Genomic DNA, 14,308 nt, shown 5'->3' with positions numbered 1-14,308 from the left:
ACGGATGTCTTTACAAAAAAATTATATTTTATAATATTGTAATTTGCTAAAATAAAAGTAACTAAATTATAGTAAAAAAGTTTCAAGGGGAAGTGTGAAGAGAATGGAATTATTGAAGGGGAATGCAGTAAATTTAAATGATACAGCTTATTACAATAATCGAGAGTTAAGTTGGTTAGCATTTAATGAACGTGTCTTACAAGAAGCGCAAGATGCAAATAATCCACTTTTGGAAAGATTGAAATTTATTAGTATTTTTAGTTCGAATTTAGATGAATTTTTTATGGTACGTGTAGCGGGATTAAAGGATCAAGTGAGTGCTGGATTTAATCAACCAGAAAATAAAGCTGGCTTAACACCAAAAAAGCAATTAAATAAAATTGCGATAAAAGCCCATGCACTAATGACAGTACAATATGATACATTTAAAAATTATGTATTACCAGCGCTTGAGTTAGAGGGAATTGAACGTTTAACATTCAATGATTTGACGAAAGAGCAGCGAGAATTTATAGAAGAGTATTTTGATGAGCAAATTTTTCCGGTGTTAACTCCTGTAGCTATTGATGCATATCGCCCATTTCCAATGTTATTAAACAAAAGTTTGAATTTGGCTACTCTTTTATATGATGAGAAGCAAGCGGAAGAAGAAAACAGGACGAAATTAGGAATTGTGCAAGTTCCTTCATTACTTGAGCGCTTCATAATTTTACCGAGCGAAGGGCAAAAGCATAAATTTATTTTATTAGAAGACGTAATTAGTAGCTTTACTCATAAATTATTTACGGGATATACAGTATCATCTGTTACTCGTTTCCGTATTACACGCAATGCAGATTTAACGATTCATGAAGAAGGTGCGAGAGATTTATTAAAGGTAATTGAAAAAGAATTAAAAAAGCGTAAGTGGGGGGCTGCTGTTCGTTTAGAGGTTGGGAAAGAACACATTGATGAAAGAGTATTAGCATTATTATATGAGGTTCTGGAAGTAAAAGATGAAGATGTATATATAATGGATGGTCCATTAGATTTAACATGTTTGTTTTCTTTATATAAAAAACTAGCTCCTTTATATGAACATCTTGTATATCCAGCTCTTATTCCGCAACCGCCTCAAGATTTAGGTGATGAAGAAGATGTATTTGAAAAAGCAATTGAGCATGATATTTTATTACATCATCCTTTTGAATCCTTTCAGCCGGTAGTTGATTTTGTTCGTGATGCGGCAGACGATCCGAATGTACTTGCGATTAAACAAACGTTATATCGTGTAAGTGGTGATTCACCGATTATTCAGGCGTTAAAGATAGCGGCTGAAAAGGGAAAACAAGTGACGGTATTGGTTGAATTAAAGGCAAGGTTTGATGAAGAAAACAATGTTCATTGGGCTAAAGAATTAGAACAGGCAGGCTGTCATGTTATTTACGGTGTAAGTCACTTGAAAACACATAGTAAAATTACGTTAGTTGTAAGAAGAAAAAACGGAAAAATTGAAAGGTTCGTACATCTTGGAACTGGAAACTATAATGATGCAACAGCGAAGTTATATACTGATTTTGGATATATTACATCAAGAAAAGACTTTGGGGTTGATGCAACCAATTTCTTTAATTATTTAAGTGGTTATACAACAAAGCCACATTTTCATCATTTATCGGTTGCTCCATTTGATATAAGAGAGCAATTTATGGATTTAATAGATGAAGAAATCCGTTATCATAGGCAATATGGAAATGGATATATTATCGCTAAGATGAATTCATTAACAGATAAACCATTAATTAAAAAAATGTACGAAGCATCACAAGCTGGAGTAAAGGTAGAGCTCATTGTTCGGGGAACATGTTGCCTACGACCTGGTATTCCAAATGTAAGTGAAAATATTCGTGTAGTTAGTGTTGTTGGAAGATATTTAGAACATAGCCGTATTTATTATTTCCATCATAATGGGGAGGAGAAAATATATTTATCTTCAGCTGATTGGATGACGCGAAATATGGAGAAGCGAGTGGAAATATCTTTCCCGATATTAGATATTGAAATGAAGGCACGAATTAAGGCGATTTTACAGCTTACATTAGCTGATAATGTGAAAACACGTGAACAAAATAAAGATGGTGATTACTATTATGTTATTAATGGTAGTACAGAAGAAATTGATAGCCAAGTGAAGTTGTTTAAGATGGCATATCAAAATACAGACGCTGAATAATGAAAAAAGTAAAAACCTCTTATGTCCATAAGAGGTTTTTACTTTTTTCTACTCATATGCTCCCAAAATGGAAGGCTGAGTAGAAACAATAGTTTTATTATAAGCGTGTAATAAGGTGGTTCGTTGAGAGAATAACATTTGAAAGAATCGTTATTTTAACTTAGTAATAGTATGGTTGCTGACATGGTCCACCGTAACAAGGATAAGGTGCTGGTGGCGGGAAAGGTGGTGGATAAGGTGGATAAAACGGTCGAGGGCCGAAAGCTAATGCTCCGCCGAGCAATCCACCAGCAATTCCAGCTAGAAAGGGAACGCCAAAAAACGGAAAGAAGCGTGAGTCGCCTACTGGACCAATAGGTGCTGAACGGACTGGGATTGGTTGATAATATGGATACATGAACATACCTCCTTTATTGGACTCACTTTCATCATATGGTAAATGAAACATGGATGAGCGCGTACAAGAAAGGATATGCAAGAAAATAGGCGAATTATTACGAATGTTGAAGTATAAAAAGTGTAATTTCAGGTTTTGACATAAAACGGAATGGGACACGTGTTCTTCCGAGGCCTCGATTGACATAGAGAGTTAAATCCTGAATTGTATAGAAGCCTTCAATATAGTCTTTGGCGAGTGCTGGTGTAATAATAGGTCCTAAAAAAGGAATTTGTACTTGTCCGCCGTGACTATGACCAGAAAGTTGCAAGTTGATTGGATATTTAGAAACTTTGGGCGCGATATCTGGTTCGTGAACAAGAACAATGTTATAAGTACTTTGCCGTGCATGCTCTAATGTTTTCTCTATTTTTGGTCTGCCTAGTAGTATATCATCGAGACCGAAAATAGAAATTTCACTATTATCCATTAAACGAATTCTTTTTTCACTATTTAGCAATAGTTCAAATCCAGATTCACGCATGATGTGCTCATAGTATTCAGTTCCATATCCACCGTGATCATGGTTACCATAAATAGCGAATTTACCGAAGGGGGCTTGTATATTTTTTAAAATGGATGCAACGAAAGGAGTGTCAGTATACGTTTGATAATTATCAATGAGATCTCCGGTAAAAAGGACAATATCTGGATTTACAGCATTAATTTTAGAAACAACTTTAGATAAATGTTGAAGCGAGAAATAGTATCCGAGATGTAAATCGCTGAATTGAAGAATTTTTATACCATGAAAACTTTTTGGGATGAGTTGTGATTTTAATGTGTGCTGTGTAAAAGAAATGAAATGGGGCTCTATATATTTAGCATAGTAGTATCCGATGCTACTGGTTATAAATGAATAGAGACAAGTACGCATACCAATTTTTAAAAAATTTCTTCTTGTAATGTGCTTCATAAAAATATGAGTATACCTCAATGTTTTTATTCCATTTATAGGCTACTCAAATCTCCTTTCAGTTTATTTAAAATATACTTTACATAATAAAAAAGTAGTATAGATTACGAAAAAAAATGAATAAAAAGAAAGTTCTTTACGCTAAAATATCAGAAAAGTTTAAAAATATAAAGATTTCTATTAAATAAAGTGATAAAATGAATGTGTATTCATTTTTTGGAGGGGATGTATGTGAAAGAAAAGGTAGTTATTATAACAGGTGGATCGAGTGGAATGGGAAAAGGAATGGCGACTCGTTTTGCAAAAGAAGGGGCACGAGTTGTTATTACAGGACGTACAAAGGAAAAACTAGAGGAAACAAAGTTGGAAATTGAACAATTTCCAGGGCAAGTATTACCTGTACAAATGGATGTAAGAAATACGGATGACATTCAGAAAATGATTGAACAGATTGATGAGAAGTTTGGTAGAATTGATGTTTTAATAAATAATGCAGCTGGAAACTTTATTTGTCCAGCAGAAGATTTATCTGTGAATGGCTGGAATTCAGTCATTAATATTGTGTTAAACGGTACGTTTTACTGTAGTCATGCTGTCGGAAAATATTGGATTGAAAAAGGTATAAAAGGGAATATCATTAACATGGTAGCAACGTATGCATGGGATGCAGGTCCAGGAGTGATTCATTCGGCTGCAGCGAAGGCAGGGGTATTAGCGATGACGAAGACGCTCGCTGTTGAGTGGGGGCGTAAATATGGAATACGAGTTAACGCTATCGCGCCAGGACCAATTGAACGTACGGGCGGTGCTGATAAATTATGGATTTCAGAAGAAATGGCTAAGCGTACGATACAAAGTGTTCCGCTTGGAAGGCTGGGTACGCCAGAAGAAATCGCTGGTCTAGCTTATTATTTATGCTCAGATGAAGCGGCGTACGTAAATGGAACTTGCATGACAATGGATGGAGGACAACATTTACATCAATATCCATTTTAAAAGGGATAAAAAATGAATGTTTGATTCATTTTTTATGGTTAAATGTGACGGAATTGTGACATATGAAAGAAAAGTGTTTACAAGAGGTCATATATACGTTATATTTAAGACCTCTTTTTTCTTCATAGTAGAATTGCTAATTCCCCTTAGCATTTTACCCCTCTAATCCCTTCAGGAAAACTGAAGGGATTTTTTATTATTTTTCCGTAAATATCATGTTATAATTTTTGAAAAGTAAAGGGAGGGAAGCACGTTGATAGATGCATTAGATGTAATGAGTAACTTGGATAAAGTCCTTCCTTATTATCAAGCTATTTTTAGTGCTGATGAGCATACTGTAATTGGATATGAAGTAGTAGGACGTATTCAAACAGAAGAGGGCATACAAAGTTTAGCTTCTTTCTTTCACGATGATTCGATTCCAAGTGAATTTCAACTGGAAGCGGATAATATTATAGTAGAAAAAGCTTTAAATCGTTATTTAGAAAGCGATCAAAAATTATTATTATTTATACATCGGAATGCTAATGTATTAATGAATGATGATGATGAAAGCTTGCTTCAACTTTTATTGAGGTATGAAGAACAAGGTTTAAATTTAAAACAAATTGTTTTAGAGATTACAGAGCATGAATGTAAAGAAGATATAGAGCAATTTAATCATTTGCTTATGTATTATCGTACATATGGTATTCAAATTTCGATTAATAAGGTCGGAACGGGCACAAGTAATTTAGAGCGTATTAGCGTGTTAGCACCTGATATTTTAAAAGTAGATTTAACGAACTTAAGGCAAACAGCACTTTTACAATCTTATCAAGATATTTTATATTCTTTATCATTACTTGCTAGAAGAATTGGTGCAACCTTGTTATATGAAGAAATAGATGCTTTTTATCAATTGCAATATGCTTGGAAAAACGGTGGAAGATATTATCAAGGTAATTATTTGAAAGAATGTTTACCTGATTTTATTGAAACGAATGTTTTGAAAGAGCGACTTGGTAATGAATGTCATCAGTTTATTCAGCATGAAAAGAAGAAGTTACAAAAAATTTATAATTTAACAGAGATGTTACGCGATCGAATTGGCGATGTTTTATCAAAACAAAAAAAGAATGAAGATATCAATGATTGGTTATTACAATTTAGTCAAAGTGTATCACAGTATAGTTTTCGCATATTTATTTGTAATGAAGATGGTTTCCAACAATCAGGAAATGTTATGAAAAAAGATGGAGAATGGATTGTGATGCCGGATTATTATATGAAGAACTGGAGTTGGCGCCCGTATTTTCTCGAGAATATCATGAAAATGCGTTTTGAGAATAAGGCAAGGCTTTCAGATTTATATGCAGATATCGAAACGGGCGAAATGGTACGAACATTTTCTTTTCCAATAGATGATGACAACTTTTTATTTATAGATTTATCATATGAGTATTTATATGAAGAAGATGTTTTATTTTAATGCACGAAGAGATTCGTGCATTTTTTGTTTGTTTTTATCATAAATTGGTAATAGTGAAAATGGTGATGAAAATGCTGTCTATCGTTGTAAAGATTTTACGAACGAAATCTGTCCTTTCTTTGCATAATCATTGTTACAATGAATACTACAAAGACAAGTTCTTTTAAAAGGAAGGTGAAAAAATGAGGAAATATGGAATATGGCTTGTTCTATTTGTATGTGTTGCCTTTCTAGTTGGTTATAGTGTTACGACTGTTTTAGGGAAAGAGGAAGTGGAAGTTGATCGGAAAGAAGTATTTACAACGATACAAAAAGGCTATGAAACCCAGTTTTCAATTCGTGGGAAGCATTTGCCGATGAATAAGATGATAGAGACGTTATCACCGTATTTTACAGATAATTTCCTTCAAGTATTTACAGATGAAAATAGCAGAAGTGATAAACAAAGTGGTGAATATTTACTTCCGGCAAAAGAAGCACCGTTTTCTTTTAATTCAGAAACGAAAATGTCGTATGATCAAGAGCATAAAAATTTATATGTATATGAGCGGACAAAAAGTGGACAATATCAAATTGTAACATTGAAAAGGGATCAAGATAAATGGAAGTTAGCAGGATATCATGAAAGTCAGGAACTTTTAACTGAAATAAAAAGGTTGCAACAATTATAAAGTGAAACTTTTAATTAGTGGGAGTTTTACTATCTACAAACAGCGGGATAAGAATAGGAATAGGTATTTACCTATTCCTATTCTATATTGAGTAGTTGTTGTAACTTTTCAATTTGAAAACCTGCAACTACTTCGCCATCAATTACGACTGTTGGAGTTGAATAGGAATCATAGTCGTTTAAAAGACGGTTGCGAGCAGCAGCGTCTTTTTTTACGTCAAATTCTTCATATGCAACGTTATTATGCTTCAAAAATTCTTTCACAATAACACATGGCGGACAATCAGGTTGTGTATAAACCTCAATTTTTTTCATTGTAATTCCTCCCTTTTTCTGTTTTTTATTATATTCTTCCAGTATAAAAACCGCAATAAAGAAGGGGAAATATGTTCTTTCTGTTTTTTCCTTCGCATTTCGACAAATTTTAGTTGAGTTTCTGGCTAATAACCTTTATCCTAGAGTGTGGAACATTTTTTCTGTTATGACGGATAGAATGAGTATAGCTGTAAAACCTATTGGTAGGAAGATCAGAGAAAGGAGAGATTTCATGTCTCTACTCCAAGGAATTTTAACTCGACTTGTTAGTCTACAAGAACAAGCTGAAAGCGGTGAAGTAGCACAACGCTATTTTGAAGTGAACGGTGAGCGCAAATGTAGCGTGAAATTTTTCGATAAAAGTGAAATGTATGAGTTAGAAGTGTATCAACAAGGTGAAAAACCTCAAGTGTACCAATTCGATAATATCGACATGGTTGCAATTGAGATTTACGATATCATTTCTTGATACATATAAAAAAGGTACTGCCATATGGCAGTACCTTTTTTAGTTCTATTACTTTCCAGCGTAATGTATAGAAGTTTTTTATTTTTCCTACAATGGTATTAAAATGAAAATTTAATCCGTGCAAGTTTGCTTATCCATGTGGATAAGTAGTCCCGTCAACCGGGTGAATATGTGAAGCTAAACTTCTCACAATTGCTGGGTTCTGCAAATAGCGGGAGAAATATAACTAGGAGGTTATCGTATGGAACGTTTACCAGTTGTGATTTGTCCTAATTGTCAAAGTTCTGCTGAGATTATTCATGTATTAACGGCTCAATCTAATCAAAATGTAATTTATACGTGTCAAGTTTGTCACTTTGTAATTCGAAATATTGAAACGAATAAAGGATAGGAAGTTATAATTTTAGTTTTTGTCCCATACAATGAGAATACGAAAAGTCTGTCTAATTGAAAGGACGTGACTCTGTGGACGGTGCACATAAATTTTACAATGTTTCAGAGAGACATTTAAATTTTGATATGGTCTTTAACCGTATTTGTAGTTTCATTGAAAAGGATCCGCGAAATTTGTATCGATTATCCATTGGGACAGACTCGCAAGCGCATCAAAAGGATACGAGGTTTATTACAGCAATCCATATTCATCGTGTTGGAAAAGGTGCCTGGGGTTGTTTACACCATAGATCAGTAAAAGATAAGCCAGCGACCTTACGTGAGAAAATATATTTAGAAACGCAGTTTAGTCAAGAAATCGCATGTCTATTTACGCCTACTCATATACAAACAATATGGGAGTTATTGCATCCTTATGCTCAAGATGGGGCTGGATTCATAATGGAAATTCATTTAGACATTGGGAATGATGGTTTAACAAGAGAATTTATTTTAGATATGACAGAAAAAATTCGAGCGATGGGATTAACTGCAAAAATTAAGCCGGATGCTTATGCGGCGTTTAGTTATGCAAATCGATATACGAAATGATTTTTTGTATGTTTATAATTGCTACATATCTTTTGGTAAAAACTGAATATTACATCTATTAAATAGGTTAAATTTTTTATATAATAAGAGTGAGTAACGATGCGAGTGTAAGGAGAGGGGTATATGCAAAGGGAAGTTGTTTTAACGAAGGAAGAAGAAAGTTTACTACTAGATATTTTATTTCAGCAAAATTATGCAAGTGAAATTTTAGCTGTGGAACTTACGGACATTGAGAATGGTTTGAAACAGACAGATGTGATGCAATATAAAAAAATCACAAGGTTATTTTACAGATTAAAAAATAAAGGGTATTAAGCGCTACCGGAATGGTAGTCTTTTTTTTGTGCTGTATGCTAAAATAGCTGTGTGATTGTATTTTTATTGAAATAAATTTAGGACAAAATAATAATGTGAAAACGCTGTCATAAAATGTGAATAGAGTTATGAACATAAGCAGGAAAAAGGGAAAATGGGGGATGTAATATGATTAGTATTCCGAAAGACGAATTTCAACAAATTCTTGTGAAGGATTTAATGATTTCATCGGAAAAAGTAGCTCATGTCCAAATTGGAAATGGTTTAGAACATGCTTTACTCGTTCTTGTGAAATCTGGATATTCGGCGATACCTGTCTTAGATCCAATGTATAAATTACATGGTTTGATTAGTACGGCCATGATATTAGATGGTATGTTAGGATTAGAGCGTATTGAGTTTGAAAGACTTGATGATATGAAAGTAGAGCAGGTGATGAAGGAAGATATACCTTTTCTTAAATTAGAAGATTCATTTGCAAAAGCTTTAGAAATGACAATTGATCATCCTTTTATTTGCGCTGTTAATGAAGAAGGCTATTTTGAGGGGATTTTAACACGTCGGGCTATTTTAAAATTGTTGAATAAGAAAGTAAGGCAACATAATCGATAACGTGAGAAAAGTGACTTCATAGAAACGAAGAAGTCACTTTTTTTCGTGCATATCACTTGTGTATGTATTATATTAAAAAAGACATAAAACATAAGGGAAGTTTGCGCTGGAAAATTGTATTTTCTGAATGAAAGCTTAATGGAATAAGGTGTATGGAAGCTAAGGAAAGAGGGAGAAAGTTGCAAATTGATGATTTTCAAATGATGGTTGTGTTAGCTCAGGAATCAAATATGAGAAAAGCGGCGGAACGTTTATTTGTTTCACAACCTGCGCTGAGTCAACGATTACAATCTATGGAGAAACAATGGGGAATGAAGTTTTTTATTCGCTCACAAAAAGGATTGACAATTACACCTGAAGGGGAAAAAGTTGCAAATTATGCCAAAGAAATGTTGCAAAAGGAAGAGGATATAAAAAGTGAGCTAGCTGTTTTTAGAACGGAAACTCATGGAACTTTAAAAATAGCTGTTGCATCAGTTATTGGTCAATATTGGCTCCCTCCTGTTTTGAAAAAGTTTGTGCATAAATATCCTTCTGTAAAGATATCGCTGTTTACTGGATGGAGTAGTGAAGTGCAAAAGCAGTTTTATGAAGGAGACGTTCATGTTGCTATACTGAGGGGAACACAAGAATATAAAGGTCAAAAGCAACAATTATTTGAAGATGAACTGTATTTAGTTGATAAAGAAATAAAAGATATTTCGATGCTAAAAGAAACAAATAGACCGTTCATTCAATTTAAAAGTGACTCAACTTATTATGGACAAATACAAAATTGGTGGTATGGTTTATTTTCTAATCCGCCTAAGCGAACGATTGTAGTTGACCAAATTGAAACATGCAAACAACTTGTTTTAAATGGTATAGGTTACGCCCTTTTACCTTCTACTGTTTTAAAGGAAGTACAGGAAAATATGTATAAAACACCTGTTCAACTGACGAGAGAAACATGGTTGTTAACAAGTGACTCGGCAAGGCAGTTGAAGCAAGTACAAGCATTTTTAGAAATTATAGAAGAAATTCAAAGGGAAAAATAAGATTATTATCTTGCTACTCGCTCTTTCGTTTGGTAGAGTAACATTATAAATGGATTTAGGAGGCAACAAGAATGAAAATGATGGACGCTAACGAAATTATTTCGTTTATTCAAAAAAGTGAAAAGAAAACTCCTGTAAAGGTATACATAAAAGGGGATTTAAAAGAAGTAACATTCCCTGAAACAGTACAAGCATTTGTGAATAAAAAATCAGGTGTATTATTCGGAGAATGGTCTGAAATTAAGACAATTCTTGATGAGAATAATAAGCACATCGTTGACTACGTTGTAGAAAACGATCGTCGTAATTCTGCAATTCCAATGCTTGATTTAAAAGGTATTAAAGCTCGCATCGAGCCAGGTGCTATTATTCGTGACCATGTTGAAATTGGTGACAACGCTGTAATTATGATGAATGCAACAATTAACATTGGTGCTGTAATTGGTGAAGGTTCTATGATCGACATGAACGCAGTACTTGGTGGACGTGCAACAGTCGGTAAAAACTGTCACGTAGGTGCAGGTGCTGTACTTGCAGGTGTTATTGAGCCACCTTCTGCAAAACCAGTTATCGTTGAAGATGATGTAGTAATCGGTGCAAACGTAGTTGTTTTAGAGGGTGTTACAGTAGGTAAAGGTGCAGTTGTAGCAGCGGGAGCTGTTGTAACAGAAGATGTGCCTCCATACACAGTTGTTGCAGGTACTCCAGCACGTGTAATTAAAGAAATTGATGAGAAGACAAAAGCAAAAACAGAAATTAAACAAGAGCTTCGTCAATTAAACCCAGAGAAATAAAAAGTAAAAAAAGCGTAAGAGCGTAAATGGGCTCTTACGCTTTTTATAGATAGAGGTGCAAAAATGACAGTAAGCAAATTTGTCCAAATTCGTAGAGATCTACATAGAATTCCAGAAATTGGATTTAAGGAATGGAAAACACAACAGTATATTTTAGATTATATAGGAACACTTTCTCTTGAATTTGTGGAAGTGAAGACATGGAAAACGGGTGTAATCGTTAAAGTAAATGGAAAAAATCCAGAAAAAATAATAGGTTATCGTGCAGATATAGATGGTCTGCCAATTACAGAGGAAACTGGATATGAGTTTGCTTCTATTCATGAAGGAATGATGCATGCATGTGGCCACGATGTACATACAACAATCGGTTTAGGCCTTCTAACGAAAGCTGTGAGCGAAAGAATAGATGATGACCTTGTATTTCTATTCCAGCCAGCAGAAGAAGGACCAGGCGGTGCTCTTCCTATGTTAGAAAGTGAAGAGTTAAAAGAATGGAAACCAAATATAATTCTTGGTCTTCATATTGCACCAGAATACGCTGTAGGGACAATTGCAACGAAAGAAGGACTGTTATTTGCTAATACTTCAGAATTATATATTGATTTAAAAGGGAAAGGTGGCCATGCTGCCTATCCGCATACTGCAAATGATATGATTGTTGCAGCGAGTCATCTTGTTACACAGCTTCAATCCGTTATTAGTCGCAATGTAAATCCTCTTGATAGTGCAGTAATTACAATCGGGAAAATTACAGGTGGTACGGTTCAAAATATTATTGCAGAAAAATCTCGTTTAGAAGGAACGATTCGAACATTATCAGTGGAATCAATGAAGCGTGTGAAAAGCAGAATTGAGGCAATTGTTGCAGGTATCGAAGCTTCTTTCCAGTGTGAGGTGATTATAGATTACGGAGCAATGTATCATCAAGTATATAACCATGAAGAGTTAACAAGAGAGTTTATGCAATTTGTACATAAACAAACAGATATGAATGTTATTACATGTACTGAGGCAATGACAGGTGAAGATTTTGGTTATATGCTTCGAGAAATCCCTGGATTTATGTTTTGGCTTGGAGTAAATTCAGAATATGGTTTACATCATGCAAAATTAAAACCAGACGAAGAAGTGATTGAAAAGGCAATTACATTTTTAAGCCAATATGTAAAGTGGAAAGGGAATAGAAAATAAAACTTCCGCTTTATTGAAGGTTCCAAAAAACTTTTTGTTATGAGGTGTAAGTAACGCTCGTATAGAGTGATTTTAGACATTTACATACAAATGAAAGAATAAAGTTAATTGGAGTGTTTTAATAATGAGCAGGGGGTTTTTAGCCACTGCTCATTATTAATTATGTGACTAACTTATATATGTTTACTTTTAGTATGAAAAGTGTGTAAAATCAATGTGAAACATAGAAAAAAGGGTGGGGAATTACGTGCAAATTAGCAGTGCGATTTTATGTTTCGTCTTATATGCGTATGTTATTATTGCGGCGGTTTATTTTGGGATAAGTTTTTATGCCTATCGTTTAGTAGATAATAATGAATATGACGAAACATACAAATGGGTGAAGAGATATTTATCACCTGTACTAGAAATTATGAATGGGTTTGTGCTCTTTTTATTTATTGGATTAATTGCTTTCTCAACGAGTTTAGTAGGGAATAAAACTACGTTATTTGTATTGGGTATCATTATTTTTATGTTGTTAGGAATAAGGATTGGTAATACGGTCTTTTGGAATGAAAGAAAAGTAGATGGTTGGACGGGAATGTTAATTCCATGCATGTTAGCTGCAATCGTGACAAATATAGAACATGAATATTATCAATTACATTTTTGGCTTATTATCGTTTTAACAATTCTTTCTGTTTTGTATATAAGCACAGTAGTACTAACATATATTGCACATGAAAAAGGTGATGTTAAAGGCACTCGTTTCTTTAGAGGACGGGCATTATTTTGGAGTGTGCCGACGATGGCAGTTATCGCGCTTATTGCGATATTAGTAAATGGATATCAATTTTCTAGTTGGCAACTATTTTTAGAAAATTGGTGGATCTTTATCTTTTCGTTTATTGCTTTTTTAGGTGCAACGCATTATTTATTCCATCAACATCATTACATATGGGCGTTGTTATTTGCATTCATACAGCTTCTATTTGCCTTTTTTGGTCAAGAAACATTATTATTCGTTTTTGAAACATTTAGTTCGTTTGGAAATATATTTGTATTTGCTATGTTACTTGTTGGTATCGCTTTTTACTTGCAACAATATTTTTATATACAAAAACAAAAATAAGAGCTAATTACAGTTTTTGTGACGCATATAAAGTGTGTTACACTGAAAATAAATAGTACTTGAAGTTATTGGAGGAATTCCTGTGGGTGAGAAAGAAAAAGAATTTGCTGTCATTGGACTTGGTCGCTTTGGTGGAAGTATTTGCCGAGAACTAGCTCAATTAGGTATGGAAGTAATGGCAATCGACTCAGATGAGGATAAAATTAATGAATTTGCAAATATAGCTTCGCATGCTGTAATTGCAGATTCAACAGATGAGATGGTATTAAAAAGCCTTGGTATTCGAAATTTTGATCACGTAGTCGTTGCTATTGGAGATAATTTAAATTCAAGTATTCTAACTACTTTGATTTTGAAAGAATTGGGTGTAAAAAATATTACTGTAAAAGCTCAAAATGATTATCATGAAAAAGTGTTAAGTAAAATAGGTGCAGATCATATTGTGCATCCAGAACGTGATATGGGAAAAAGGATTGCTAATAATATTGCATCAAGCAATGTGTTAGACTACCTTGAGCTTTCAGATGAGCATAGTATTGTAGAGATTATTGCGAATAAAAAAATTGATGGGCACTCTTTAATTGAATTAGATATTCGTGCGAAGTTTGGATTGAATATTGTAGCAATTAAACGAGGTAAAGAAGTTATCGTATCCCCTCGGGCTACGGAGAATATTCAAGCAGGAGATATATTAATTGTCATTGGTCATGACGATGAAGTGGATCGATTTAAACACTTTTTAAGATAAGAGAAAAGGACAATGCCTTCATAGC

17 protein-coding genes are annotated in these 14,308 nt (G+C 33.9%); 14 read left to right on the top strand and 3 right to left on the bottom strand.

From position 1 onward, the window contains the following. Positions 1 to 103: 103 nt before the first annotated feature. Positions 104 to 2,212: a polyphosphate kinase gene (locus tag ATL10_RS19295; protein ID WP_053563730.1), complete on the top strand. Its 2,109-nt coding sequence runs from the start codon at positions 104 to 106 to the stop codon at positions 2,210 to 2,212. Positions 2,213 to 2,372: 160 nt separating this feature from the next. Here ATL10_RS19295 and ATL10_RS19290 read toward each other — a convergent pair whose 3' ends face one another. After that, positions 2,373 to 2,609 (bottom strand): hypothetical protein, encoded by a 237-nt coding sequence (locus ATL10_RS19290; RefSeq protein ID WP_000283738.1) that lies wholly within the window; start codon positions 2,607 to 2,609, stop codon positions 2,373 to 2,375. A 97-nt stretch (positions 2,610 to 2,706) separates the two neighbouring features. Then, a complete protein-coding gene (locus ATL10_RS19285; RefSeq protein WP_097946062.1) occupies positions 2,707 to 3,564 on the bottom strand; it encodes a metallophosphoesterase in 858 nt (285 codons plus the stop codon). A 231-nt stretch (positions 3,565 to 3,795) separates the two neighbouring features. On the opposite strand from ATL10_RS19285, the gene fadH reads away from it, so the two are divergent. From fadH to ATL10_RS19270, 3 genes are all read left to right on the top strand, one after another. Continuing rightward, positions 3,796 to 4,560 carry a 2,4-dienoyl-CoA reductase gene (fadH, locus tag ATL10_RS19280; RefSeq protein WP_098235791.1) on the top strand — a complete coding sequence of 255 codons (765 nt, stop codon included), beginning with the start codon at positions 3,796 to 3,798 and terminating at the stop codon, positions 4,558 to 4,560. 253 nt (positions 4,561 to 4,813) lie between these two features. Then, positions 4,814 to 6,031 carry an EAL domain-containing protein gene (locus tag ATL10_RS19275; RefSeq protein ID WP_000564307.1) on the top strand — a complete coding sequence of 406 codons (1,218 nt, stop codon included), beginning with the start codon at positions 4,814 to 4,816 and terminating at the stop codon, positions 6,029 to 6,031. 182 nt (positions 6,032 to 6,213) lie between these two features. Next, positions 6,214 to 6,702, top strand: a complete 489-nt coding sequence (locus ATL10_RS19270) for a DUF3993 domain-containing protein (RefSeq protein WP_001233805.1) — start codon at positions 6,214 to 6,216, stop codon at positions 6,700 to 6,702. Between the two features lie 77 nt (positions 6,703 to 6,779). Here ATL10_RS19270 and ATL10_RS19265 read toward each other — a convergent pair whose 3' ends face one another. Next, the gene (locus ATL10_RS19265) at positions 6,780 to 7,016 is read right to left on the bottom strand and encodes a glutaredoxin family protein (protein WP_000717873.1); all 237 of its coding nucleotides are present in this window, start codon (positions 7,014 to 7,016) and stop codon (positions 6,780 to 6,782) included. A 232-nt stretch (positions 7,017 to 7,248) separates the two neighbouring features. On the opposite strand from ATL10_RS19265, the gene ATL10_RS19260 reads away from it, so the two are divergent. From ATL10_RS19260 to ATL10_RS19215, 10 genes are all read left to right on the top strand, one after another. Next, complete coding sequence (locus ATL10_RS19260; protein WP_000055151.1) at positions 7,249 to 7,485, top strand: YkuJ family protein; 237 nt, start codon at positions 7,249 to 7,251, stop codon at positions 7,483 to 7,485. Positions 7,486 to 7,726: 241 nt separating this feature from the next. Then, on the top strand, positions 7,727 to 7,876 hold the full coding sequence (locus ATL10_RS31325; protein WP_000440540.1) for a hypothetical protein: 150 nt from the start codon (positions 7,727 to 7,729) through the stop codon (positions 7,874 to 7,876). Positions 7,877 to 7,950: 74 nt separating this feature from the next. Further along, positions 7,951 to 8,469 carry a ribonuclease H-like YkuK family protein gene (locus ATL10_RS19250; protein ID WP_000348490.1) on the top strand — a complete coding sequence of 173 codons (519 nt, stop codon included), beginning with the start codon at positions 7,951 to 7,953 and terminating at the stop codon, positions 8,467 to 8,469. A gap of 123 nt (positions 8,470 to 8,592) precedes the next feature. Next, the gene (abbA, locus tag ATL10_RS19245) at positions 8,593 to 8,784 is read left to right on the top strand and encodes an antirepressor AbbA (RefSeq protein ID WP_001188692.1); all 192 of its coding nucleotides are present in this window, start codon (positions 8,593 to 8,595) and stop codon (positions 8,782 to 8,784) included. Between the two features lie 168 nt (positions 8,785 to 8,952). Further along, positions 8,953 to 9,396: a cyclic-di-AMP-binding protein CbpB gene (gene cbpB, locus ATL10_RS19240; RefSeq protein WP_000623573.1), complete on the top strand. Its 444-nt coding sequence runs from the start codon at positions 8,953 to 8,955 to the stop codon at positions 9,394 to 9,396. Positions 9,397 to 9,548: 152 nt separating this feature from the next. Then, the gene (locus ATL10_RS19235; RefSeq protein WP_002094125.1) at positions 9,549 to 10,433 is read left to right on the top strand and encodes a LysR family transcriptional regulator; all 885 of its coding nucleotides are present in this window, start codon (positions 9,549 to 9,551) and stop codon (positions 10,431 to 10,433) included. Between the two features lie 71 nt (positions 10,434 to 10,504). After that, positions 10,505 to 11,227 (top strand): 2,3,4,5-tetrahydropyridine-2,6-dicarboxylate N-acetyltransferase, encoded by a 723-nt coding sequence (gene dapD, locus ATL10_RS19230; RefSeq protein ID WP_000783241.1) that lies wholly within the window; start codon positions 10,505 to 10,507, stop codon positions 11,225 to 11,227. Positions 11,228 to 11,290: 63 nt separating this feature from the next. After that, positions 11,291 to 12,421 (top strand): N-acetyldiaminopimelate deacetylase, encoded by a 1,131-nt coding sequence (locus ATL10_RS19225; protein ID WP_110497336.1) that lies wholly within the window; start codon positions 11,291 to 11,293, stop codon positions 12,419 to 12,421. Between the two features lie 247 nt (positions 12,422 to 12,668). Beyond that, entirely contained in the window at positions 12,669 to 13,535 is an 867-nt protein-coding gene (locus ATL10_RS19220; RefSeq protein WP_001167322.1) for a hypothetical protein, read from the top strand. Positions 13,536 to 13,617: 82 nt separating this feature from the next. After that, positions 13,618 to 14,283 carry a potassium channel family protein gene (locus ATL10_RS19215; protein ID WP_000504032.1) on the top strand — a complete coding sequence of 222 codons (666 nt, stop codon included), beginning with the start codon at positions 13,618 to 13,620 and terminating at the stop codon, positions 14,281 to 14,283. Positions 14,284 to 14,308: the final 25 nt, after the last annotated feature.

It is taken from the genome of Bacillus sp. 196mf, from assembly GCF_003217275.1.
Taxonomy (GTDB): Bacteria; Bacillota; Bacilli; order Bacillales; family Bacillaceae_G; genus Bacillus_A; species Bacillus_A thuringiensis_S.
The sequence above is the reverse complement of the archived record's forward strand: the minus strand, read 5'-3'. Positions and strand labels throughout refer to the sequence as shown.